The organism is Botryobacter ruber (assembly GCF_003347595.2).
In the GTDB taxonomy this organism is placed as follows: domain Bacteria; phylum Bacteroidota; class Bacteroidia; order Cytophagales; family Hymenobacteraceae; genus Pontibacter; species Pontibacter ruber_A.
Genome location: NZ_QCZK02000057.1, coordinates 33,835 through 58,669 on the forward strand (window position 1 = coordinate 33,835; position 24,835 = coordinate 58,669).

A 24,835-nucleotide genomic window follows, 5' to 3' on the forward strand; every position below is an offset into this window, starting at 1 on the left:
TTTCCCGGATTCCAGACAATCCAGCTTAATAATTTTTTCAGGTTTGTAAATCAACATGGCAGAAAGCTCCAAAGCCGGAAAAATTAAAGCAATTCGCATCCCGGAAACGGCGAGAAAGGCGAATAACAGCGCTATGCCTTCCGGCAAGAGTAGTTCTTTTTTTCAGCCAAAAGTAGTGGTAGGTCCTCCGGACGATGTGTTTGAGCAGGAAGCGGATGCCGTGGCAGAAAAAGTGATGCGCACGCCTGCTCCCGCGGAACAACCTTTTTTTGCCCCGCAGCCTGTTACCATAACGCCGCTTATAAGCCGGAAATGCGCTTCCTGTGAAGAGGAAGACAAAGTACTGAAGAAGGAGGAAAGCCAGGCAGAACATAAACCTGAATCCCGGGTAGCAGCAAGCGATTTGCCTGCAGGCAATGGAACGGATGGCGTTGCTATACAAACCAGTTACACAGGCAAACAAGCCTTTTTTACGCCTCCTGCTCCCGTAGAAAAGGTGCTGCAACGAAAATGCGTAGCCTGTGAGGACGAGGAGAAACTGCAGCGTAAAGAAGAGAAACAGGAAGCAGAAAATGCAATTGTCAGAAAAGCTTTTGCCGGTTCTACTGAACCTGTACCGGTAGAAGACCAGTTACAGCGTACACCAACCGCTTTTCTGCAACGCCAGGAAGCAACAGCACCTGCCACAATTCCTTCTCCTGAACAGACCGGAACCGCTGCTGTAAACTGGTTCGAGATGCGGCGTCCTTTTTACAACAGAAGTGCCGAGCACCTGCTGCTGGACCCCAATGCCTATGATGCCATTTTGCAGCCCTGGCTCTACAATTACAATTTTTTTCAGAACATTGGCTTAGGGAGCGAACGCTCGGCAACTGCCAGCAATTTTTTCACCCCGCTCGCCATCGATTCTGCCCTGAAAAGAGATTACCCTACCTGGTGGGAACAGACCGACCGAGAAATGGGGACTTCTTCTTTCATCCTGAGCCCGACAGTGTTTACGTTTGACCTGCACAACCTCCCAGGCTCCTTAACCATGCCGGCTCCCTTCCGGCACATTTTTGGTCTACCCGAGAATCCATACCTGCAGCGCAAACCTGCGCCTCCACCCACCGCTTCCTCCGAAGCGCCTGCCTTGGTGCACCATGTATTAAAAGCAACCGGAAATTACCTGGATACCGGAACCAGGGAGTTTATGGAGGCCCGGTTTGGCTCTGATTTCAGCAGCGTAAAAGTTCATACCAATGCAGCGGCTGCCCAATCAGCGCAATCTGTAAGTGCCTTAGCCTATACCAGTGGGAATAATATTGTATTTAATAAGGGACAATATGCTCCTGCCACGCCAGTCGGAAGAAGACTGCTGGCCCACGAACTGACTCATGTGCTGCAGCAAAATACCCGACGTGCTGGCCGCAAGGTGCAGCGGCAGGTAGCACCCGAAACCATCGAAGGGTTTAAGCCTTTACCGGTAAGTGAATATGTGGTGGTGAAAGAAGAAATCATATTCTACCACTCTCCCCTTACAGAAGAATTTACCAAAAGCCGGATCATTAGTAAGAATGCCCGACTGGAACTTACCTGGAAATCCGGCAACTGGTATTTTGCTTATGATGAAAGCGGGCAGAAAGGATATGTTAAAGCATCCAGTCTTGTTTTCCCTCCTAAATTAAAAAAGGCTCCGCAGGAAGAGTTTATGACCATGATTGGTGACATTCTTTTTGTGCAGGCGCCAAACATGAACCGGGCGTTCCTGATGGTAAAAACAACGGGACTGCTTCCTAATACAGGGGCTATATTTTGGTTTTCCAATGGAAGAGTAAAGCCTTATCCGGTAAAATATGAGATAACGATTCGCGATCCCAACCAGGCTGAAATTGACGAAATGGGTAAACTGGCCGGTTTTTCCGGCATTTCATCAACAGCCGGTACCGGAACGACTTTGCCCGCTACACCGGGCGCCCCGGCTATACCACTTACTCCGGAGCAGAAAAAATGGAGGGAGGCAGAGAAAGAGCTTGATCCGTTTGTGGATGAAGTTATCTACCAGCAAAGTGAGAAGGTGAAAGGCAAAATGGCGCTCAGTATACCGTATGAAAGTATCAAGGCTGTGAATTTTAAATTTGAAGAATTCCGCCTGAAAAAAGGGTTTAAGTTTAGCCAGGAATCCGATTCTGATTTTGTTTTCTATTATACCGTTTTCCAGCTGCTAATCAGGGCGAAGATCAAATCGGTAATGACTAATGTCTATTATAAGCCTTCTGATCCAAAAAAAGATGTAGGCAGCACCGAATGGTTGGCGCACAGTCAGGAGGTACTGATAACGGAAAATGAGGCCTACCTGAAAGCCGAACTGGAAAAATTAATTGCCGAAGAACGGGATAAGCGGAAGGCTGATATCGAGAAATTTTATGAACCCTATATCGAAGCCTTCAAAAAAGAACAGGCGGGCTTTATAGAAAAAGCGAAGAAGGATATAGAGAAGAAGCAGGGCTGGTATAACCGGGAGGTGGCTCAAAAAGCCGTAGATGCCGTGCTGGAACAACGGTGGAAGGAACGGATGAAGGAGGCGGGAGACGCATTCGCAGGTTCTGCACTGGCAAAAGAGATAAAGGAAGCAGTCGAAAAAAGATTTAAAGTAATTGAGACGGCTGTTCTGAATCCCGATCCTTATAAAGTAAACCTGGTAAAATCGGATAAGGTGCTTTTCGACATGGTTAAAAAATATGACGATCAGCTGAAGGCGTCATCAAAATATGTCGATCAGAAAAAAGCATTTGACACGGCGAAAATAAATATCGGAGCACATCTGAAGGCAATGCATCCGGATGATCATGAAAGGGTGCTGCGGGTGATACTGGTATATTATTCTCAGCAGCTCTTATATACCTCCGATAGTAAACTCAGTGCCTATGCCATCAAGAAATGGGCCGAACGCAACAGCCAGGATTTGGATGTGGTGATCCATAAGTTTGCGCCTGTTCTAAAGAGAAAGATGGAGGAGGATAACCAATACCTGCGCTTAGCTCTACCTGAATACTCCGTTACCACACAAGCCTACGTCGACCTGTCGTACGAGCTGTTGTACGCTAAAAAATTCTTCGATAAAATCATTTCACACCCCGAAAGTGATGAGGGATTCTGGAGTGGTTTTACCTCAAAGAGCATGTCCGAAATGCTTCCGTTCATTCACTCGATTTTAAAAATATCTGAACTGTATGAGCAGATGCGGGTGATGAACAAGCACCTGATGGGCGGTACCTTAACGCTTTCTGAGGAACTGCTGATGAAAGCGGTAGCAGGTTTGCAGTACATAAACCAGATCAGGAAAAAGCCATTCTGGTACAGAGTAGGGGAGGGCGTTGCAGAAGCCATTCCTTTTATGGCAGAATTTATCATTACAGCTCCCATAGGACTGGGGGGTATGTCGATAGGAGTAAAGGCTGCAGAGGCCACCCTGAAAAAATTCACTGCCAAATTTGTTGAAAGACAGGCCGCAAAAGTTATCATTAAAGGAGTGGGGTTATTGTCCGGAGCATTTGCGCAGACACTAGCCAATCCTGCCGATATTGCTAAGAACGTGCTGGTTCACAAGCTGCACATCGTGAGCATGGAAATGCAGCCCGATGGTTCTTTTGAGGTTAAAGTGGCGCCGAACCCCAATACCAATGCCCAGGCTGCCTGGAAAGGCTTTATTACCACGTATGTGAATGTGTTTACGGAACGCCTGGGCGGGAAGGCGCTCCCTTTCTTAGCTGGAAAAGCAGGAAAATTCCTGCCCATGTCGATACGGAACTCGGTGGCGGCAGCTTACCTGAAAAAAACCGGGGAAGCCCTGAAAAAATATGCCGGTTTCCATGGCATTCTGGGTGAGTACGAAGAAGAAGTGTACGGGCAGATACTGGAGGCGCTGTTAAAAGGAGAGCAGGTGAAGTGGAGCCTGGAAGATCAGGCACAAACGTTTATGGTGGTCGCTATCATGGGGGGAGCCATCCGCGGCATCCAGACCACCTTCATTGCCTACGATGTACTCCGGACATTCAGAATGAAAGGCAAAGATATCGTGTTGCCTGCCGAAGTATATACCATGCTTACCCAACTGACAAGCCTGGATAAGCTTGAAACCTTTAAACAGAATCTAAAATCGCTTAAGCTAACCGGAGACCAGCTGAAACTGGCCATGTACCTGGCAGAAAAGACGCTGAATGTAGAGCAGGAGATTGAGGTTAACCTGGAAGAAAAAGCAGCAAAAATAGTTCAGGATAACATTCCGGCTACGCTGGCCGAACTTAATGAGCTAATTGTTAAACTATACCAGGCGAAGAAAAATTTCCTGCTTGTGGAAGAAGCCAAACGCGCTGATCATGTGGAAAGCATTCTCCTGGAGGAAGGAAAGCAACAGTTCCCGCTGCTGCTATTTAATATAAAACACACAGATATCTGGATTCGTGAAACCGAGCGGGCTATTGCCTTACACGTAGGCATGGCATTACCTGATCTGCGGGGTAGCGTGGAAACAGGCACGAGCATTGAGGCGAATCTGGCATTCTGGCAAAAGTGGCAGAAGGGCTGGCGCCCGTACCTGGAGGAACTTACCGCCTTAAGCCCCCAGAGCACCTTCGGTACAGCCGGTGCAGGTATGATCAGCATCAATGGGAATGTGGTGATATCCGGAAGGAGCCTGTTCCAGATGTTGCGCCTCGATCAGGTAAATCTGGAGCGGTTGCTAAAGGCTTCCCTGGAGGTGAGACAGCTGGTGGAAAAAGGAGGAGCTCCTGCCGCAATAGCCGATACCGAGCTGAACAAGCTGAAAGAAGTCCATACGGATAGTAAGGTATTAACCACAGCCAGCGGTACTGTGAAAATTAATAATGAACTGGAGCTATCGAAAGAAGTGCTGGAGCAGTTATCCTTAAAGCCAGGGGCGAGCCTGCCTGCAAAAGGAGGTGCCGCCAAACCACCTGCCAGAGAAAAGCCTTCTGCCAATAAATTCCTGTTTGACTTTACCTTTAGACCCTGGGTAACCGCTGCAAATTATCTGAAGCTATCCGCTACAGACAAGGCAGCCATAGCTACTCTTCATCCGGAAAGTAAGCTTACGGACGTTGCCGGAGGTTTAATTTCTATAAACGGGCAGGTGCAGGTGTCGCCATCTTTCCTGAAAGGACTGCTCCTGCAGAATCCATCTGATTTAAAAGCCTTGTTGATGGCCACGCATGACCTGGAGCAGCAGGGGGGCGATGCCGGCAAGATTAGTAATGAGTCCTGGAATACGTTAAAACTGTTTTTCTCATCGGGAGGCTACAGGCTGCGGTTTAAATTCCAGTACGAAGGCGAGCTGAATAAATTCCTGGCAGATACTGGCTTAAATACCGATACCCGCTTTGGTCCGCTTTGGAGTAAAGCCGGTTTGCTGGAGAAAATCCGTATGTGGGATTTATTTAATGAGATAGGGGACTATAAAGAAAAGGGCATCCGTGCAGAAGATACACTGCCTGCGCTGCGCAGGCAGGCTTCGGACTTTGCGCTTAAAATGGAACCGAAAAATTTGTTTGACTTTTCTGAATATTACCAGTTTTACATAGCGAAATTTAAAGCGAGCGTGGAGGAAGCGGAAGGAAAATTCGACACAGCGTTGACGCAGGCAGAAGAAGCAGAACAAAAGCGTTTAGGAAAAATCAGTCTTTCTCCAAAAGAGAAAACAGAAGTGCTGAAAAACCTTACGCTGGAGAAATTTAAAACATCCGTTGACAGCCGCAAAAAGGTCAGGAAACTTATACAGGACCAGGTGCTGCAAGGGCTCAGCGATCCGGCTGCCGGCATCGGTAAGATAAGCATGGATACCGAAACCAGCATCACGATAGATTACACGCTTGGCGTGCTGGAGGTGGTTGAACACTTGGGAGAGGCACAATTTATCCCACCTGGATTACCGGACTTGCAGGCGGCAAAAGCAGTTCAGGAACTAAGCGGTTTATCGTTTGAAGACATCCCGGCTGCCACGTACCATGTTGAAAAACACCATCATGAATTGCCGTTAAGCATGCAGGATGCAGCGGCTCCTGCCGCTGCTTATTTTAAAGCAGCAGGATTGGCTATAAAGCATGCAAAGCAGATAACGGTAAATGTCTCACCAGTTGAGCCGGGTGTCAGGAGTATAGCGTACAATTTCCCGGTGGAGGAAAGCGGTAATAAGTATATATTGCGGACTATCGTAAAGGTAATGCCTGATGGCAAAACTTCTATTGCCACGCTTATTATAATAAAACTTAATTAATGGCTTATGCAGGAAGACAAGTTGCTTTTAAATACGCTTGAGCAGATTAAGAATGCCTGGGAAAAAGCGCTCGCACTAAATTATCCTGACAAAAAGTATTGGCTACAAACAGCGCTGGCAAATATTTTTTCGCTCAATACAGGCTGGTACCTCGACAAATTACCTGAGGAAGTTCCCGGCTGGGAAAAGTGGTTGGCTGAGACTGCCCTTCTGATGAAAAAGAGCTATAACGGCCTCATCACGTATATGAACATGACGATCGGCAATCATGAAATCCAGTGGATTACCGATGACTGGACGAGCCATCGGGAGTTATGTCTGCTTCGCTCGCAACTTGAATTTCTAATGGAGACTTACCAGGACTTCTTAAGTGAAGATGAAATTGCCGGTTTTGAACTGGAGTCCTTTGACCAGCAGCTTCGGGAGTTACAAAGCGGAGGAACTATACCCGATGCGTTTGTACCTGCCGGTGTTCCTGAAACCCATTGGTGGTGGTATCCGGGTTCTTTAGAAAAATAAGAAAACGAGTGCTATTCAATACCTCTGCCTGAGCAATCGCTGCAAAGGTTTTACTCAGGGAAAACGTAAATCCAGTTCATTAGAAAAGTATGTATAAAAACATCGAGTGTTCCACTGTTTTTTTAAGAGAAATCGTAGATCGCAGGCTGCAACGTTACTTTAATAAAGAGTTGAATACTGAACCGGACTCTTACCCTGACTTACTAGTTGAGGCAGATGGCGGTCCGCTCGATCTGTTTCTGCGGGAGCATCCGTTAAATATTGAAGAATATATCATCCTGCTGTTGGCGCTCATGCCCCACCTCCAGCCTAATTTCCTGGAAAATATTGTCCTAAAGTACCTCCCGCAGGGCGGCGACTTCCCGGAAATGGGAGGAGTAAAAGGCGCCAGCCACAGAGGCATGCTGCCTACAGGTGAAACCGTGCAATTCATTCTGGCAGGAGATAGTTTAGCCGATAGGCTTCGGATTACCCGTTACTTTTCGTCAGACCATTTTTTTTACCGACACCAGATCCTCTCCCTGGAACCCGTAAAAGAAGGCGAACCCCGCATGAGCGGCAGAATCATACTGGCGCAGGAATTTGTGGAGTGGCTGACGCTGGGCAAAGTTTCGGCCCCAGCCTTCAGTCCCGAGTTTCCTGCCAAAAAAATCGAAACGGCGATGGATTGGAACGACCTGGTGTTGCGGCCTGCTACCTGCGGGTACATCGACGACATAAAAATGTGGTTACAGCACCATCGGGCCTTAGCTGCTGACCCGGTTATTGCCCGTAAACTAAGGCGCGGCTACAGAGCGTTGTTCTACGGTCCGCCGGGCACAGGGAAAACCCTAACGGCCTCGCTGCTGGGGAAGCAATTTAACAAAGAAGTATACCGCATCGACCTGTCGCAGGTGGTGAGCAAGTACATAGGCGAAACAGAGAAAAACCTGGAAAAAATTTTTGCAAAGGCAGAGAACAAAGAATGGATCCTTTTTTTTGACGAAGCCGATGCCTTATTCGGAAAACGAAGCAGCGTTTCGAGCGCCCATGATAAATATGCCAACCAGGAAGTAAGCTACCTGCTGCAGCGTGTAGAGGACTTTCCGGGATTAATCATTCTAGCCTCAAACTTCAAAAACAACATCGATCAGGCCTTCATCCGAAGGTTCAACGCAATACTCCATTTCCCGATGCCAGATGCAGCCGAACGCCTGGCCATCTGGCAGAAAAACTTACCAGCCACCATTCCTGTGCATGAGGAAGTTTCCATTCAAGTGTATGCCAATAAACATGAGTTCAGCGGGTCGGCTATTACAAATATTATGCAGTATGCCAGTCTCTGTGCTTTGTCGCGACCGGAAAAGACGATACTGAATGATGATATTGTAAATGGAATTAAGCGGGAACTTATAAAAGAAGACAAGTTTTAGCAAATACCCCTGAAGTAATGCACATAAAAAAAGCAGCAGTTCCGCTCTTTCGTTTGGAACCGCTGCCTTTATTTTTTATGAAAATCGAAATCTTCAACTTTTAGCCATTCTTTTATACGGGAGGGTATAGCAGGAGGTTATGCCATGTTGAAAATAACTGAAAAATTTTACGTTACCTTTTCAAGTGTTTCTTCGTGAAATGTGCCTTCCTGAATTCTTTGTTCATTATCAAACCAACTGCAAATATAAGCCGGCTCCAGGTGCGTCCCAATCGGGCTATACACTTTCACAATCATGTTAGGGGAACGAATCCCTTTTACTTTTACAATGTCTCCTGTCTTAAACTTGTTATCCTGTGCCATAATTTCCTGAACCGCTAACGTACGCTGCTTCTCCTGATTACCTTAACGGGCTACCTCTATGTTGTTATTACGGCTATAAAAATGTTTAGCAACAAACAAAAAAGCAGCGATTCCACTCTCTCATTTGGAACCGCTGCTTTTATTTTTTTATGAAAATCGAAATCTTCAACTTTTAGCCTACCTGTATATACGGGAGCTGTGATGGGAGGTTGTGTTTCTTAAAAAAATTACACCAGCCCCGCCTCCTTCGCCAGCGATACCATGTCGGCCACATTGTTCGTTCCGAGTTTTTTCTGGATATTTTTCCGGTGCGTGGCCACAGTATGCGTGCTCAGGTAGAGCTTCTCCGAAATAGCTTTCGTGTTCATGCCCTGGCAGATCATCGTCAGAATTTCTACCTCCCGTTTGCGGAGGCTGCTTACCAGCAGTGTATTCTTCTGTTTCAGATTCTCCTTTAGTACCGTAACAAGCTGTTTTTCGGTATTCATCTGCGGACTCATGTCCACATCAACACACAGCAACTCTTTTACGTTGCCGTTTTCGTCTTTTGTAAACGCTTTGGCCCAGCCAACAAACCATTTATACTCCTGCTCGTCCTTGTGCTTTGCCCGGAAAAGACCTCCGAACTCTGCCCCGTTAAAGTTCTGGTAATGGTCGATGCTGGCTTCGGGCACATTATGGTCGTCGGGATGAACGATCCTGTACAGGTATTCTATTCCGCCCATCTCCAGGATCTCTTCCAGCGTGTAGCCCAGCGATTCTTCGTTTGTCCTGTTGCACCAGATCACCCCCTTCTCCAGGTCCGAAATATAAATGTTGGCCGGAACCTCGTGCACCACTTTTTCCAGGAAACAACATTTAGCTTTCATAAAAGCTAACTGCTCTTCCAGCTCTTTTATTTTTTTAAACAGGTTAGGGAAATTTTCTTCAGAAGGCATCGGGAAGAGGCGTAATTTATTTAATGAAACCTAACAAAACTTTAACGATTGCTCATTCAAAACTAACTATATATTCAAGTTAACAGAAGAATTTTTAAATTAATTTTATGGGTACTGCCGCAAAGGCTGTGGTGGCAGGAGCAGTGGAAAAAACAACCTGTTTTGCCACAAAAAAAATCTGCTGCCACTGCCACCACAGCCTCTGCACCAGGTGGCGGTGCGACAATAACAAGGGCCTGTCGTACTGTAACTTAAAAGAAGACAGCGCAAGCAAAGCAGGAATAACAACGGCTAGCAATTCGACGACCCGGAATATTTTTTGAAACATACGTAGATAGTAGCAGGTGGCTTTGGTGTTACGGCTTCTGCTAATACCAGCTGCAGTATGCCTGTTGTTAAAACCGACCATACCAGAGCTGCGCAAACTGCTCCACTTTGGGCTGGTATTGCTGCTCCAACCACTTGTTTTGCCAGGAGGGCGGGCTTTATTCAGTTTTTGAAAAGAATATTCTTAACTTTGTTCCTGTATTGATACTATATGAAGAACATACGTAATTTCTGTATTATTGCCCACATCGACCACGGCAAGAGCACCCTGGCAGACCGACTGCTCGAGTTTACCTCTACCGTGGCAGAACGTGAAATGCAGAACCAGCTGCTGGATAACATGGACCTGGAGCGCGAGCGCGGCATTACCATCAAGAGCCACGCCATCCAGATGAAATATTTGTACAAAGGCGAAGAGTTCACGCTCAACCTGATCGACACGCCGGGCCACGTGGACTTTTCCTACGAAGTGTCGCGCTCCATTGCGGCCTGCGAAGGCGCGCTCCTGATCGTGGACTCCTCGCAGGGCATCGAGGCGCAGACCATTTCCAACCTGTACCTGGCCATCGGCAACGACCTGGAGATCATCCCGGTGCTCAACAAGATTGACCTGCCGCATGCCATGCCCGAAGAAGTATCCGACCAGATCATCGACCTGATTGGCTGCGACCGCGAAGACATTATCCATGCGTCTGGCAAAGCCGGTATCGGTATCGAAGAAATTCTGAATGCCATCTGCGACCGCGTTCCTGCTCCCAAAGGCGATCCGGAAGCGCCGCTGCAGGCGCTAATCTTCGACTCGGTGTTTAACTCCTATAGGGGTATTGAAGTTTATTTCCGGATTTTTAACGGCACTTTGCGCAAAGGCGAAAAAGTGAAGTTCATCAACACCGGCAAAACCTACGAAGCCGACGAGATTGGGGTACTGAAGCTGAACCAGGAGGCGCGCCAGGAGATGAGCGCTGGGAACGTGGGCTACCTGATCTCGGGTATTAAAAATGCCAAAGAAGTAAAAGTGGGCGATACCATCACACACGTAGGCCGACCGGCTGCCGGTATTCAGGGTTTTGAAGATGTGAAGCCGATGGTATTTGCCGGTATTTACCCCGTGGAGACGAGCGAGTACGAGGAGCTGCGCTCTTCGATGGAGAAGCTGCAACTGAACGATGCCTCTTTGGTGTGGGAGCCGGAAACGTCTGCCGCCCTGGGTTTTGGTTTCCGTTGCGGGTTCCTGGGCATGCTGCACATGGAGATTGTGCAGGAGCGCCTCGAGCGGGAGTTCGACATGACGGTAATTACCACCGTGCCGTCGGTGCAGTTCCACTGCTACACCACCAAAGACCAGATGATCAAGGTGAACGCACCTTCCGAGATGCCGGAGCCTAATTACATCGACCATATCGAGGAGCCGTTCATCAAAGCGCAGATCATCTCAAAATCAGAGTTTGTCGGCCCGATCATCACGCTGTGTATGGATAAGCGCGGTATCCTCAAAAACCAGACCTACCTTACCAGCGACCGGGTGGAACTGGCCTTTGAAATGCCGCTTGCCGAAATCGTGTTCGACTTCTTTGATAAGCTGAAAACCATCTCCCGCGGTTACGCTTCGCTCGATTATGAACTGATCGGCTTCCGCCCGTCGAACATGGTGAAGCTGGATATCATGCTGAACGGCGAGAAAGTGGATGCACTTTCGGCCATCGTGCACCGCGACAAAGCCTACGACTGGGGCAAGCGCCTGTGCGAAAAATTACGAGAACTGCTGCCACGACAGATGTTCGAAATTGCCATTCAGGCGGCCATCGGTCAGAAAATTATTGCCCGCGAAACGGTAAAAGCCCTGCGTAAAAACGTACTGGCCAAGTGCTACGGTGGCGACATTTCGCGTAAACGTAAGCTCCTCGAGAAGCAGAAAAAAGGGAAGAAGCGTATGCGCCAGGTGGGCAACGTGGAAATCCCGCAGGAAGCCTTCCTCGCTGTGCTCAAGCTCGACTAAAGAAAAAATATCATCAAGCCCCGGTGTACCCGCATGTGCACCGGGGCTTGTTGTTTATCCTGACACTAATTGTGCTGTAGTAATAAATCGGGAAATTTTTAAAGATGAAAATTTCATTTTATTTTCGGACTTTAATACATAACTCCCAAACTCTCTAACTTTCTAACTCTTAAACTATACAATGACCCTGCTCGACGGTAAAAAAACATCCGAAGCCATTCAGAACGAAATAGCTGCTGAAGTAGCTGCCATAAAAGCCCGCGGTGGCAAAGTTCCCCATCTGGCTGCTATCCTTGTTGGGAACGACGGAGGTTCTGTAACCTATGTAAACAATAAAGTGCTGGCATGCGAACGGGTAGGATTTGGATCTTCGCTGTTTCACTACGACGAGAGCATTTCTGAAGAAGAACTGTTGCTGAAAATTAAGGAGCTGAACTTAGACGCAGACATTGACGGATTTATCGTGCAGCTTCCGCTGCCAAAGCACATCGACCCGGAGAAAGTGCTGGAGGCAGTTGATCCGCAGAAAGATGTGGATGGTTTCCACCCGATCAATGTGGGTCGGATGGTTGCCGGTCTGCCAGCTTACTTACCTGCTACGCCTGCCGGTATTTTGCAGTTGCTGGAGCGCTACCAGATCGAAACATCCGGGAAGCACTGCGTGGTACTGGGCCGCAGTAACATTGTGGGTTCTCCGATGAGCATCCTGATGGCCAAAAACACCTATCCGGGCAACTGTACCGTAACGCTTTGCCACAGCCGTACAAAAGATCTTCCGTACTACACCCGCCAGGCCGATATCATTATCGCAGCTATCGGTAAACCGGAGTTCGTAACAGCAGATATGGTAAAAGAAGGCGCCGTGGTGATTGATGTGGGTACTACCCGCGTGCCGGACGCCAGCCGTAAATCCGGTTTCAGGTTACGCGGCGATGTGAAGTTTGAAGAAGTGGCGCCTAAGTGCAGCTACATTACACCAGTGCCAGGCGGTGTTGGACCTTTGACGATTGCGATGTTGCTGAAAAACACCTTAAGTGCAGCAAAGAAAGAGGTTTACGCGTAAGCTGCTTTTTCCGCTGCCATTGGAAAATGTACGAAGTAATAAAAAATTCAACGAAGCAGGTCCTTCCCCGGAAGTACCTGCTTTATGGTGAAAACCTGATCCGGAGTATCATCTTCCAGTTCTACAAAGGCGATAAATTCCAGTGTACTGTCTGCGAAAAAAAGCTCCGTAAGTTTATTTCGCTTTTAACAAACCATGACAAGCTTTGTCCGAACTGCGGCAGCCGGAGCCGCGACAGGAGGTTATGGCTGATGCTTCGGCCTTTCCTGCTGGATAATATCAGCGTGCTGCATTTTTCGCCTGCCAGGTGCCTGAGCAAAAAGTTAAAAAATTACCCCGGCATCCAGTACCACACCGCAGATCTGAAGGGCAAATTTCCGGCTGATAAAAAGCTGGATATTACCAACATAGAAGAACCGAGCGGTACTTTTGATATGATTATCTGCTACCATGTGCTGGAGCATATCGAAGACGACAAGAAGGCCATGCAGGAACTGAACCGGGTGCTACGGGTAGGAGGAAAGTGTTTCATCCAGACGCCTTTCAAAAAAGGTATGATTTACGAGGACTGGGACAAGAGAACGTCTGCCGCCCGAAAAAAACACTTTGGAAACCGGAACCACGTCCGCATTTACTCCGTCGACGGGCTAAAAGCGCGGTTGCAGAATACGGGATTTGATGTGGTGGCTACAAAGTTTGTAGAAAAAAAAGATAACTATTTCGGCCTTCAGGAAGAAGAATATGTAGTCACGGGCCTAAAGCATTAAATTGCAGGTCCAGCCAAAATAGAAAAAGCCAACGAAAGTATAGCTCTCGTTGGCTTTTTTATTTAAAAACTAACTCTGCTGCACCTGCCACCACAGCCGCTGCTGCTCATGGGCAGGTTACAACACAACAAATTTTACGCGTTCACCTTATTCTGCTCCTTCAGCAGATCCGACAGCATTGTAAAATCATTTTTGATCGAGGCGCTTTGCTTTGGCCTGTTCAGGAAAGCCTGCAACTGCTCCGGCAATGCAATGTCGCCACCCAGGATCTCGTCGATGCTTTGTTTAAACTTGGCAGGGTGTGCGGTCTCCAGGAAGATACCGGTCGTGTGCAGCGCCGGCAGGTACTTTTTCAGGGCCAGGTAAGCAATAGCCCCGTGCGGGTCGAGCACATAATCGTCCTTTGCCTCTGTTTCTTTGATGGCTGCTTTCACTTCCTCGTCATCTGCCCAGAACCCTTTTACCACCTGCTGTATTGCTTCCAGGTTGTTGCCAAACATCTCCTGGATGCGCGGGAAATTATTCGGGCTGCCTACGTCCATGGCATTGGCAATGGTCGCTACCGAAGGCACAGGCGAATACACACCTGACTCCAGGTAATCCGGCACAACTTTGTTGCGGTTCGTAGCAGCAATAAAGTAAGTTATCGGCAGTCCCATTTTGCGCGCAATCAGGCCGGCAGCTAAGTTGCCGAAGTTACCGCTTGGTACGGAAATGGTGAGTTCTTCTGCCGGTCTGGTATGCTCCAGTTTCTTCCACTGGCCCCAGGCGTAGAAGTAGTACACCATTTGCGGCAGCCAGCGCGCTACGTTAATGGAGTTGGCAGACGACAGCTGCATTTCTTTTGCCAGTTCCGGATCGGAAAAGGCTTGTTTTACCAGGCTCTGGCAATCGTCGAACGTGCCTTCCACCGCCACAGCCCTGATGTTCTGCCCCAGCGTGGTGAACTGCATTTCCTGTATTTCGCTTACGCCGCCTTTCGGGTACAAAATAACTACCTCGATATTCTCAACACCCAGGAACCCATTGGCTACGGCACTACCGGTATCGCCGGAAGTAGCCACCAGCACCGTTACAGGCTTACCTTTGGTCGCAAAAGCCTGCAGGCAGCGCGACATAAAACGGGCGCCCACATCTTTAAACGCACAGGTCGGGCCATGAAACAGCTCCAGCGAATAAATGCCTTTTTCTACTTTTACCAGCGGAATAGGGAAGGTAAACACTTCGTTGCAGATCGCGCGCAGCTGGTCGGCGGCAATATCGGGAGCAGTAAATTCTTTCAGAACCTGAAAAGCCAGTTCGGGAAGCTCCATGTCGGGCAGGGCTTCGAAGAAAGAAGGCGGCAGCTCTGGTACACGCTCCGGAAAGAAAAGGCCTTTGTCTAGTGGCAAACCTTTAATCACCGCTTCTTTAAAACTTAATTCCGGTGACTGTCGGTTGGTGCTATAATACTTCATGCTTTTGTGCGGATTGGTAAATAGGTTGTTCTAATAGCCGTGCCCCTTGCTCAGGCACCTGCGTTACATATGTGTTTAAGGCAATGCCGCTGTTCGTGTACACGTCTACCATGGCCTGCTGTACTTTTTTGGCAGTTTCTTCTGAAGCAGAGAGGGCAAACAGCGAAGGGCCGGAGCCGGAAATGCCACAGCCCAGCGCGCCTGCGCCTATAGCGGCAGCTTTGGCTTTATTAAATAAAGGAATCAGAACAGAACGCTCCGGCTCGAAAATCTCATCGTGCAGGCTGCGCCCGATCAGGCTATAATCCTTTTTCAACAGACCGGTAATCAGGCCGGCCAGGTTGCCCCATTGCTTTATGCCTTTTTTAAGCGGTATTTCCTTTTTCAGGATGCTTCTCGAAAGCGAAGTTTTCAGCTCGATCTGCGGATACACGATGGTGCAGTACAATTCTACCGGCACGCCCAGGTGCACGACATCCAAGGGTTCGTAGCTGCGTACCAGCACAAAGCCACCCAGCAGCGAGGGCGCCACATTGTCGGCGTGGGCCGAACCGGAGGCTTTTCGTTCGCCCTCCATGGCATATACCACCAGTTCTTCGGTGGTAAAAGGCTGGCCGAGCAGTTCGTTCATGGCATAGGCGGCTGCAGCAGAACTGGCAGCGCTGCTGCCAAGGCCGCTGCCCACCGGCATGCCCTTGTGCAGTTGCAACTCCACCCCATGCTGTACCTGCAGGTCGGCCATCATTTTAAGGGCAACCACACCAATCACGTTTTCATTTGGGTCAGCTGAAAGGCCGGTAATGCCTTCGATGGCCGTAATCGTGACACCCGGCGTGTCTGATTTCCGGGCCCACACTTCATCGCCTGGCTGATCCATTGCAAAGCCCAGTACATCAAAACCACAGCAGACATTGGCTACAGTGGCAGGTGCAAAGGCTTTTACATATTCAGAATTGTTCATAATAATAAGGAGTTATGCCTCGGCAAACTCTGGTTTTCCTGTTTTAGATATAAAAAAGGTGTCGTGCAGCAGGTTTACGGCTTTGGTAGCGTCGTCGGCTTGTACGACAAACGAAATATTCCGCTCGGTAGCCCCCTGTGCAATCGCCCGAATGTTGATGTTGTTATCCCCGAGCAACGAAAAGGTAGTGCCGGCAATGCCTGGTTGCTGAATCATCCCGTTTCCTACCAGGGCAATGATGCTCATCGGAGCTTCCAGGTTGAGCGGGTAAATCGTACCCTGCTTAATGTCCTCTTCAAACTCAGCTGACAAAGCTTTTAGAGCCCTGTTGCCGTCCGCCTCTGCTAAACCGATGGTAATGCTGTGCTCCGAAGAAGACTGCGTGATAAAGTAAATATTGATGTTCTCTTTCGCAACAGCCTTGAACATGCGCATGGCAATACCCGGAACACCCACCATCACGTTGCCGCTGAGCGTAATCATGGCAATGTTATCGATGCACGACAGCCCTTTTATGACCTGCTGGCTTGGGGCAGGATTGTTGGAAATGAGCGTGCCCTGGTGCGATGGGTTAAAGGTATTTTTGAGCAGCAGCGGGATCTGAGCCGCCACTAACGGCGAAATAGTAGGCGGGTACAATACCTTTGCCCCGAAATAAGCCAGTTCCATGGCCTCTTCGTAACTTAATTCCGGAATGGAGTAAGCCGATTTAGCTTTACGCGGATCGGTGGTATACATGCCATCCACATCGGACCAGATCTCCAGCAGGTCGGCCTGGGTGCCGGCGGCATACAGGGAGGCTGTGTAGTCGGAGCCGCCACGCCCCAATACCGTAGTTTTACCGCTTTCGGAACGGGCAATAAAGCCGGGCGCCACAATCAGGGCCGCATCAGGCAACTTATCGTTTATCTGCTGATAGGTTTTTACCAAGTCAGCCTTCGCATTCAGGTAATTGGAATCGGTAACAATAAAATCGCGGCTGTCGATGAGCTTGTTAGGCAGGCCGTTGTACTGGAAAGCTTCCGAAACAATGGCGGAAGAAAGCAACTCGCCATAGGCCATTACCCGTGCTTTGATGCTGTCGCTGATCTCATCGAGCAGGAAAACGCCCTTGCACACATCCTCCAGTTCCCGGAACCGCAGCTTGATACGTCCTTTAATATCGATCTGGATATTCATCGGGATGAGCTGCTCAATCGCTTCCATGTGCTTTTTCTCCAGCTCCTGAATCAGGTCTTGGTACGAATCGTCATGGGCTTCTGCTTTCTGAAAGCATTTGATCAGCATATCGGTCACGCCGGACATGGCTGAAACTACAACCACCATTTTACCAGGATAATTTTTATCCCTGATAACGGAAGCCATTTGCATTATGGCATTAGCATTAGCTACAGAGGTGCCACCAAATTTTAAAACCAGCATAGGTAAGGTTTCAGGTAAATAAAATGATTAATGTTACGTTGCCTTACTACGGGCTGCGGTAGCCGGTAGGCTTTGTATGGCTGGAACGAAATATACATTGAAACCCCTTAAGGGGTAATAATTGTAAGGGGGATAATATCAAAAGCAATAATGGAGGAAAGACGCATACCAGTCTGCACCGGCTTTGGCGCGCCCACTGGGGAGGATATGGTTTTATAGCTTTTCATATTTTGAAGCCTCAATTTTGAGATTAATTTAATTAAATACAAATCTTTTTTTAAATTTTGTTCCTGTTACTTGTCCTGAAAGGCAATTTTTAAAATAGCGGCCGTGCAGGAACAGAAGTGCCGGCAGATGATGTTACATTTTTAGCTACCTTTGCAAGTTCTGCATACTGCCTGCAATACTTCAGGAGTAGTTGGATTTTTACCTGGCACCCTAGCAGAGAAAAGTGCCGTAGCAAGAGAACATTGGAATCAGTTAAATCATATAAATCAGCCTCCATTTACCAGGTACCCAAAGACGGCAGTCAGCTGCCGCTGATGGAAGCTTTTTATACCATCCAGGGAGAAGGCGCCAACACGGGAACCGCTGCCTATTTTATCCGGCTGGGAGGCTGCGATGTCGGCTGCCACTGGTGCGACGTAAAAGAATCGTGGGATGCGGAACTGCACCCGCTTACGCCAACCGAAGAGATTGTGGCGCAGGCCATGGTGTACCCGGGAAAGGCTGTGGTGGTAACCGGTGGAGAACCGCTGCTCTACAACCTCGACCCCTTAACGGCCCGTTTACAGGAACAGGGCATCAAGACCTTTATCGAAACCTCGGGTGCTTACCCGCTCAGCGGCTACTGGGACTGGGTTTGCCTGTCGCCTAAAAAGTTTAAGGCACCCGATGCATCGGTTTATCCGTATGCCGACGAACTGAAAGTGATCATCTTTAATAAAAGCGATTTTGCCTGGGCCGAAGAACATGCCGCCAGGGTAGGGGAGAAAACGCTCTTGTACCTGCAGCCTGAGTGGAGCAAGGCCGAACAATTAATGCCGCTTTTAGTTGATTATGTAAAGCAACATCCGCAGTGGCGTATGTCGTTGCAAACGCACAAGTACATGAATATCCCATAACAATTATGTTTAAAGTACTGCTCCTTTTGCTGCTGCTACTAACCGGTTTCGTTAACAGCACCCTAGCCCAGACCGCTTCCCTGAGCACTTCATCTAAACGGGCAGAGGAGCTTTACTACAAAGCAGATACTTATGTAAAGGCACGGGATTTCAGGAAAGCGCTTGAGGTGCTGAGCGATGCAACGGAAAAAGATCCTGATTTTGGCGAAGCTTATTTAAAGTCTGCCAACCTGTACAAAATGATGGGAGAGAAAGAGGCTGCCTTCCAGCATTTGCAGAAAGGGCTGGCACTGGTGCCCTTCAACCCCGCGCGTGCCAACGAGTATTACACCCTGGCCGGTTTTTACTTCGACCGTGGAAACTACCAGGCAGCCAAAGAGCAATACGAGCACTTCCTCAGGGCCAATCCCCGCAACCAGAAACTGGCTGACCTGGCCAGGAAGCACATCCGCACGACCGATTTTGCCTTACGGGCCATGGAGAACCCGGTTAACTTTAACCCGGAACTGCTGCCTGCTCCCCTGAACCAGTTCGGGTTGCAGTACTTCCCCTACACCACCGCCGATCAGCACCAGATAATTTTTACTGCCCGCCTGAGCTCTAACCCGGGCCACGACGAGAATATTTATGTAAGCCAGTGGCACGAAGAGGGAGGATGGCAGGAGCCTGTCTCCATCTCCGGCCTGATAAATTCTGCTGCCCAGGAAGGGGCTGCTACCATTTCAGGCGATGGCAAAACGCTCGTGTTTACCTCCTGCAACCGCCCCGACAGCTACGGCGACTGCGATCTGTATATCTCCCGCCGCACGGGCAACGAATGGAGCAAGCCCCGTAACATGGGCAATACCGTCAACTCCAGGGCCTGGGATTCCCAGCCCAGCCTCTCCGCCGACGGGCGCACCCTGTATTTTACCTCTACCCGCGGCGGTGGACAGGGACAGGAGGATATCTGGGTAACCTTCCTGCAGGACGATGGCAACTGGTTGAAGCCTGTAAACCTGGGAGCATCCGTGAACACCAACGGCAAAGATATGGCGCCCTTCATCCATGCCAGCGGCTCTACCCTGTATTTTGTGAGCGACGGCCATTTGGGAATGGGCGGACTGGATGCATTCAAAACAACCTTTACCAAACAACGCAGCTGGACGGAGCCTGTAAACATGGGCTACCCGCTGAATACCCATGCCGACGAAGGTTCTGTTATCATTTCACCCGATAACCGCACCGGCTACTATTCCCGCCAGACCATGGCCGAGGCCGGTAATGTTGGCATTCATATCTTTAAGTTTGAGGTACCTGACAGCTGGAAAAGCAGCGCCAGGAGCACCTATGCCCAGGGACGGGTATTTGACAGCGAAACCAAAAAGCCGCTGGCCGGTGTGGTGCAGCTCTACGATGTGAAGGCGGACTCGCTTGTGCAGCAGGTAACTTCCGACCCGGTGTCGGGCGAATATACCGTGGTGTTAACCGAGGGCAAGCAGTACGCCCTGTATGTCAGTGCTCCGAAGTACCTGATGAACAGCCTCAGTTTCGATTATACTTCTTCGCAGGACCTGGCTCCCCTGGTGCTGGACGTGTACCTGAATCCTATAAAAGCGGGTGCCGCTGTCGTGCTGAATAATTTGTTTTTCGCGACAGGCGAATACAAGCTGGTAGAGGAATCGAAAACGGAGCTGAACAAGATAATCGGGTTTATGCGGCAGAACGACGGTGTAAAAGTTGAAATAGCCGGCCACACCGACGATGTAGGCTCAGACGCCGCCAACCAGGTGCTCTCCGAAAAAAGAGCCAAAGCCGTTGTCGATTACCTGACCACAAACGGCATCCCCAAAGTCAGAATCCAGTACAAAGGCTACGGCGAAGCCAAACCCGTTAAACCCAATACCTCCGAAGAAAACCGCAGCCAGAACCGCCGCATCGAAATGCAGGTGTTGTAGAAGTTTAGGAGTTAGAGAGTTAGAGAGTTAGAGAGTTAGAAAGTTTGGGAGGTAGAGAGGTAGTGATTTTGTAGGGGTTGAAAATCTTCAACCCTATTACAAATGGCGCTAAAAAAGTCTTTTGCTCCTGCCACCATAGCCTCTGCTCCTCATAATCTTGATTCGGCAGTAAATCATAGTCATCAATCAAATCACATGAATCAGCGGTTCAGACAAATCCAATCCTGAAAATCCGTTAATTCTGTAAATCCTGATTCAGACAAACATAAAATCACACTCATCAGCGCCATCATTACCATCAACGGTCCTAAAGCAAAACGCCGGCTACTTTGCAGCAGCCGGCGTTTTGTTTTTATTAATTTTAGAAGCTAAAGCTTATCGCTCGTTGATCGGAACATAGTTGCGCTCCGTAGCACCAACATAAATTTGGCGCGGACGACCGATTGGCTCTTTCTGCTCACGCATCTCTTTCCACTGGGCAATCCAGCCTGGCAGACGACCCAATGCAAACATAACGGTGAACATGTTGGTTGGAATACCGATGGCACGGTAAATAATGCCGGAGTAGAAGTCCACGTTCGGGTACAGCTTGCGATCGATGAAATACTGGTCGGTAAGCGCAGCCTCTTCCAGTTCCTTGGCAATACCCAGGATCGGATCCTTGATGCCCAGGGCACCCAATACATCATCAGCCGTCTTTTTGATGATTTTAGCGCGCGGGTCAAAGTTTTTGTACACCCGGTGGCCAAAGCCCATCAGACGGAACGGATCGTTTTTGTCTTTTGCTTTCGCAATGAATTTCTTCGAATCGCCACCATCCGCTTTAATCTGCTCCAGCATTTCGATTACAGCTTGGTTGGCACCACCATGTAATGGACCCCAAAGGGCGCTGATACCGGCAGAAACAGAAGAATAAAGGCTGGCATTAGCTGAACCTACCAGACGAACCGTAGAAGTTGAGCAGTTCTGTTCGTGGTCGGCGTGCAGGATAAGCAGTTTATTTAAAGCATCTACAACCACTGGATTAATCTGGTACTCTTCCGTTGGAAAAGCGAACATCATGTTCAGGAAGTTGGAGCAGTAATCGAGTCTGTTTTTCGGGTAAATAACAGGGTGCCCAACCGAATTCCTGTAAGACCAGGCGGCGATGGTAGAGAGCTTGGCCAGTAAGCGTACAATGGTACGGTCTACTTCGTCGGTCGTCTGGTTCGGATTTACAGATTCCGGGTAGAAGGCGGTAAGGGAGCTCACCAGGGCCGAAAGAATTCCCATCGGGTGCGCCGCAGAAGGAAAACCATCCAGAATCTTACGCATGTCTTCATTCACAAGGGTATGGCGCTTAATCCGGTTGTTGAACTGGTCCAACTCGTCGGCGGTAGGCAAAGAGCCATATATCAAAAGGTAAGCCACTTCAATGAAGTTCGACTTCTCGGCAAGCTGCTCAATAGGATAGCCTCTGTAGCTCAAAATACCTTTCTCTCCATCCAGGAACGTAATGGCGCTGGTAGTAGCACCCGTATTTTTATAACCGGAATCCAGGGTTACATAACCGGTTTCGGCTCGGAGAGAGGAGATATCGATTGCTTTTTCTTCTTCAGTACCTACAATTATTGGCAGCTTGTAGGATTTACCTTCTAAATTTAATTCAGCGAAATCTGACATGATTAAGTTTTTTTGTCCGTAATGTGTCTCTTATAAGGAAGCGAAATTATGTAAAAATGTCTGAAAATGAAATTTAGAAAGTATTATCTAAATAAAATATTTCAGACCGCCCGAAAAAGCCTTATTTTCAGGGGTTATTCCTGCTGTGTTACCCGGACTTTGGGGCGGTTCGTTCCGAAAAAACAGGCCTGTCGCGGCACTATCAGCCGTTTGCCCCCGGAGCAGGTACTAACCGGTAACTCCACGGCTGCAAGTTGCGCTGCCGCTCTACATCCATGGCACATCACCCGCCTTCCATAGCCCGTACGGATATCCACCGGCAGTTACAAAAATATTTTATGTAAAATTTAAGAAATAATTTTGTGTTTTTAAAAAGTTTACTTACATTTGTAATGAAACTAACGATTGTTAGGGGTAAGCGATATTTTTGAAAGCCGGTAAAGGGTAGCCAAAAATATTTTTTTACAAGCCTTGCTTAAACGATTAAGCTAGCGAAATATACTGAACCGAAAAGCCATGAAAGCATCCCTGAAAGATATAGCGAAAAAAGTAGGCGTTTCAACCGCACTGGTTTCCTATGTTATCAACGGCAAGGAACGGGAGATGCGGGTAGGAGAGGAGATGGTGGCCCGGATTAAAAAGGCAGCCCGGGAACTGAATTACCAGCCAAACCAGATAGCCAAAAGCCTGAAGAGCGGCAAAACGCTTACCATTGGTTTTATTGTGGCAGATATTTCAAATACCTTTTTCGCAAACCTGGCGCGCATCATCGAAGACGAAGCCAAAAAAAGCAATTATACCGTGATCTTTGGCAGCTCCGACGAAACGCCTGAAAATGCCTGGAACCTGATGACGGTGTTGCTTAACCGCCAGGTAGACGGTTTTATCATTGCGCCTACGGTTAACTCCGAAGCACAGATCAAGTACCTGCAGGAAAAAAACATTCCTTTTGTGCTCATAGACCGTTACCTGCCGGATCTGCCGGCCAATTATGTCGCGCTGGATAATTATAAAGCTGCCTTCGATGCCGTATCGCTTCTGATCCGGAATGGACGCAGGCGCATCGGGATGGTAAATTACGACACCAGCCTTTTTCACCTGCAGGAACGTTCGCGGGGCTATAAGCAGGCGCTGACAGAAAACAAGCTGCAGGTGGAGCCCGTATTGCTGCAGGAGATCCGGGAGAGCCACCTCAAAGAGGATATCAAAGAAGCCCTGGATAGTTTCCGGGCACTCGAGCCGCCGGTTGACGCGATATTCTTTCCTTCAAACAAATTAACAGTTACCGGTTTAAAATACATTCGCGACCTGAAGCTGAAAGTGCCGGATGATATTGCCGTGGTGGGCTTTGATGAAACCGATGCCTACGATCTTTTTTACTGCCCGATAACGTATGTTCGTCAGCCCATGGCGGCTTTCGGGAAACAGGCAGTCGAACTTTTACTCAAGAACATCGAAAGCAATAAAAACATAACGCAGCTCAACCTGGAGGCGACCCTCGTGGTGCGCGCATCAAGCGGCGGCATGCCCGATAAGTAAGGGAAATTTTTTTGATTCTTTGCTTAAACGTTTAAGCAAGTGTTATAATATATATTTTCGGCTGTTATGCCTGAAACAGCCCGTGTACAGACAACTATTCACTCACCATCAAAAGATAAGTGTCATGAAAAAAACTACCGAACGAAAAAACGTCATTTGTTTTGGAGAAATCTTATGGGACATTCTCCCCGCTTCTGCCCAACCCGGTGGTGCCCCTATGAATGTGGCGTATCACCTGAACAAACTCCAGGTGCAGGCCCACCTGGTCAGCCGGACCGGACAGGACGAGCCAGGGAAACAGCTAAGGAACCTGCTAACGGAATGGGGGCTGCCCGTAACCTACTGCGGAACCGATGCGGTTTATCCGACAAGTGAGGTGCATGCGCGCGTTAACGCGCACCATGAGGTAAGTTATGAGATTCTGTACCCGGTGGCCTGGGATTTTATCTCTTACCAGAGCCGTTACAGCGATTTACTTGCCAGCGCCGATGCCCTTGTGTTCGGAAGCCTGGTTACCCGAAACGAAACCTCACGCGCCACCCTCTTTAAGCTGCTGGAAAAATCCGGGTACAACGTGTTTGATGTGAACCTACGTGCACCCCACTATGCGCCCGAACATGTAAAGCAGCTGCTGCAAGCCACCGATTTGCTGAAACTGAACGAGCATGAGCTAATACTTATCACAGACTGGCTGAGCAGCTCCTGTTCTTCCGAGGCAGACCGCATACAGCTTTTGCAGGAAAAATTCGGCATCCAGGAAATAATTGTCACAAAAGGCAGCAGGGGCGCCTCCTTCTTCACACCGCATGCGCAGTTAGATTGTGCAGCCTGTAAAGTAGAAGTAGCAGACACTGTAGGCAGCGGCGATGCCTTTCTGGCGGCTTTTCTGGCGAAACGCTTACAAGGCAACACGGCTGAGGTGGCCTTGGCTTACGCTGCTGCATTAGGCGGGTTTGTTACCAGGAACCACGGCGCCTGCCCGGACTATACGCTTTCCGAACTGGAGGAATTTAAGCAAAGCCAGGAGGCAGCTAAGCTTACCTGCCCGGAAACACTACTGCAGGTGCTTTAGCCCCGG

At 48.8% G+C, this 24,835-nt stretch carries 16 protein-coding genes; 10 read left to right on the top strand and 6 right to left on the bottom strand.

Translation table 11 applies throughout. The annotated features are described in order from the left end of the window. Positions 1–55: 55 nt before the first annotated feature. The 3 genes from DCW36_RS19920 (at position 56) to DCW36_RS19930 (ending at position 8,202) form a co-directional block, all read left to right on the top strand. Positions 56–6,271, top strand: coding sequence for an eCIS core domain-containing protein (locus DCW36_RS19920; protein WP_205702968.1), 6,216 nt, complete (start codon positions 56–58; stop codon positions 6,269–6,271). Positions 6,272–6,277: 6 nt separating this feature from the next. Then, on the top strand, positions 6,278–6,790 hold the full coding sequence (locus DCW36_RS19925) for a hypothetical protein (RefSeq protein WP_114782557.1): 513 nt from the start codon (positions 6,278–6,280) through the stop codon (positions 6,788–6,790). Positions 6,791–6,960: 170 nt separating this feature from the next. Next, positions 6,961–8,202: an ATP-binding protein gene (locus DCW36_RS19930; RefSeq protein ID WP_240676251.1), complete on the top strand. Its 1,242-nt coding sequence runs from the start codon at positions 6,961–6,963 to the stop codon at positions 8,200–8,202. A 167-nt stretch (positions 8,203–8,369) separates the two neighbouring features. Here DCW36_RS19930 and DCW36_RS19935 read toward each other — a convergent pair whose 3' ends face one another. Beyond that, positions 8,370–8,564 carry a DUF2158 domain-containing protein gene (locus tag DCW36_RS19935; protein WP_114782559.1) on the bottom strand — a complete coding sequence of 65 codons (195 nt, stop codon included), beginning with the start codon at positions 8,562–8,564 and terminating at the stop codon, positions 8,370–8,372. A gap of 227 nt (positions 8,565–8,791) precedes the next feature. Then, the gene (locus DCW36_RS19940) at positions 8,792–9,502 is read right to left on the bottom strand and encodes a LuxR C-terminal-related transcriptional regulator (RefSeq protein ID WP_114782560.1); all 711 of its coding nucleotides are present in this window, start codon (positions 9,500–9,502) and stop codon (positions 8,792–8,794) included. Positions 9,503–10,040: 538 nt separating this feature from the next. Between DCW36_RS19940 and lepA the strand changes: the two genes are divergently transcribed. From lepA to DCW36_RS19955, 3 genes are all read left to right on the top strand, one after another. Next, complete coding sequence (lepA, locus tag DCW36_RS19945; protein ID WP_114782562.1) at positions 10,041–11,825, top strand: translation elongation factor 4; 1,785 nt, start codon at positions 10,041–10,043, stop codon at positions 11,823–11,825. 181 nt (positions 11,826–12,006) lie between these two features. Further along, complete coding sequence (folD, locus tag DCW36_RS19950) at positions 12,007–12,888, top strand: bifunctional methylenetetrahydrofolate dehydrogenase/methenyltetrahydrofolate cyclohydrolase FolD (RefSeq protein WP_114782563.1); 882 nt, start codon at positions 12,007–12,009, stop codon at positions 12,886–12,888. A 26-nt stretch (positions 12,889–12,914) separates the two neighbouring features. Then, the gene (locus DCW36_RS19955) at positions 12,915–13,655 is read left to right on the top strand and encodes a class I SAM-dependent methyltransferase (protein WP_114782564.1); all 741 of its coding nucleotides are present in this window, start codon (positions 12,915–12,917) and stop codon (positions 13,653–13,655) included. 134 nt (positions 13,656–13,789) lie between these two features. Here DCW36_RS19955 and thrC read toward each other — a convergent pair whose 3' ends face one another. From thrC to DCW36_RS19970, 3 genes are read right to left on the bottom strand one after another with little or no spacing between them, the layout of a single operon-like run. Further along, a complete protein-coding gene (thrC, locus tag DCW36_RS19960) occupies positions 13,790–15,112 on the bottom strand; it encodes a threonine synthase (protein WP_114782565.1) in 1,323 nt (440 codons plus the stop codon). Then, complete coding sequence (locus DCW36_RS19965) at positions 15,099–16,073, bottom strand: homoserine kinase (protein ID WP_114782566.1); 975 nt, start codon at positions 16,071–16,073, stop codon at positions 15,099–15,101. The genes thrC and DCW36_RS19965 overlap by 14 nt, the downstream gene beginning before the upstream one ends. A 12-nt stretch (positions 16,074–16,085) precedes the next feature. Further along, entirely contained in the window at positions 16,086–17,495 is a 1,410-nt protein-coding gene (locus DCW36_RS19970; RefSeq protein ID WP_114782567.1) for an aspartate kinase, read from the bottom strand. A gap of 470 nt (positions 17,496–17,965) precedes the next feature. Here DCW36_RS19970 and DCW36_RS19975 point away from each other — a divergent pair, with 470 nt between their 5' ends. Together DCW36_RS19975 and DCW36_RS19980 are read left to right on the top strand one after the other, a co-directional pair. Further along, positions 17,966–18,619: a 7-carboxy-7-deazaguanine synthase QueE gene (locus tag DCW36_RS19975; protein ID WP_114782568.1), complete on the top strand. Its 654-nt coding sequence runs from the start codon at positions 17,966–17,968 to the stop codon at positions 18,617–18,619. 5 nt (positions 18,620–18,624) lie between these two features. Then, positions 18,625–20,556 (top strand): OmpA family protein, encoded by a 1,932-nt coding sequence (locus DCW36_RS19980; protein ID WP_114782569.1) that lies wholly within the window; start codon positions 18,625–18,627, stop codon positions 20,554–20,556. A gap of 375 nt (positions 20,557–20,931) precedes the next feature. Here the strand turns inward: DCW36_RS19980 and DCW36_RS19985 are convergent, their stop codons facing one another. Further along, positions 20,932–22,218, bottom strand: a complete 1,287-nt coding sequence (locus DCW36_RS19985) for a citrate synthase (protein ID WP_114782570.1) — start codon at positions 22,216–22,218, stop codon at positions 20,932–20,934. 516 nt (positions 22,219–22,734) lie between these two features. Here DCW36_RS19985 and DCW36_RS19990 point away from each other — a divergent pair. Further along, the gene (locus DCW36_RS19990; RefSeq protein ID WP_114782571.1) at positions 22,735–23,757 is read left to right on the top strand and encodes a LacI family DNA-binding transcriptional regulator; all 1,023 of its coding nucleotides are present in this window, start codon (positions 22,735–22,737) and stop codon (positions 23,755–23,757) included. A 124-nt stretch (positions 23,758–23,881) separates the two neighbouring features. Further along, on the top strand, positions 23,882–24,829 hold the full coding sequence (locus DCW36_RS19995; protein ID WP_114782572.1) for a carbohydrate kinase family protein: 948 nt from the start codon (positions 23,882–23,884) through the stop codon (positions 24,827–24,829). Positions 24,830–24,835 lie beyond the last annotated feature (6 nt).

Coding starts and splice junctions, on each gene's coding strand:
- DCW36_RS19920 (WP_205702968.1), top strand. CDS start 56: ATGGCAGAAAGCTCCAAAGCCGGAAAAATTAAAGCAATTCGCATCCCG.
- DCW36_RS19925 (WP_114782557.1), top strand. CDS start 6,278: ATGCAGGAAGACAAGTTGCTTTTAAATACGCTTGAGCAGATTAAGAAT.
- DCW36_RS19935 (WP_114782559.1), bottom strand. CDS start 8,564: ATGGCACAGGATAACAAGTTTAAGACAGGAGACATTGTAAAAGTAAAA.
- DCW36_RS19940 (WP_114782560.1), bottom strand. CDS start 9,502: ATGCCTTCTGAAGAAAATTTCCCTAACCTGTTTAAAAAAATAAAAGAG.
- lepA (WP_114782562.1), top strand. CDS start 10,041: ATGAAGAACATACGTAATTTCTGTATTATTGCCCACATCGACCACGGC.
- folD (WP_114782563.1), top strand. CDS start 12,007: ATGACCCTGCTCGACGGTAAAAAAACATCCGAAGCCATTCAGAACGAA.
- DCW36_RS19955 (WP_114782564.1), top strand. CDS start 12,915: ATGTACGAAGTAATAAAAAATTCAACGAAGCAGGTCCTTCCCCGGAAG.
- thrC (WP_114782565.1), bottom strand. CDS start 15,112: ATGAAGTATTATAGCACCAACCGACAGTCACCGGAATTAAGTTTTAAA.
- DCW36_RS19965 (WP_114782566.1), bottom strand. CDS start 16,073: ATGAACAATTCTGAATATGTAAAAGCCTTTGCACCTGCCACTGTAGCC.
- DCW36_RS19970 (WP_114782567.1), bottom strand. CDS start 17,495: ATGCTGGTTTTAAAATTTGGTGGCACCTCTGTAGCTAATGCTAATGCC.
- DCW36_RS19980 (WP_114782569.1), top strand. CDS start 18,625: ATGTTTAAAGTACTGCTCCTTTTGCTGCTGCTACTAACCGGTTTCGTT.
- DCW36_RS19985 (WP_114782570.1), bottom strand. CDS start 22,218: ATGTCAGATTTCGCTGAATTAAATTTAGAAGGTAAATCCTACAAGCTG.
- DCW36_RS19990 (WP_114782571.1), top strand. CDS start 22,735: ATGAAAGCATCCCTGAAAGATATAGCGAAAAAAGTAGGCGTTTCAACC.
- DCW36_RS19995 (WP_114782572.1), top strand. CDS start 23,882: ATGAAAAAAACTACCGAACGAAAAAACGTCATTTGTTTTGGAGAAATC.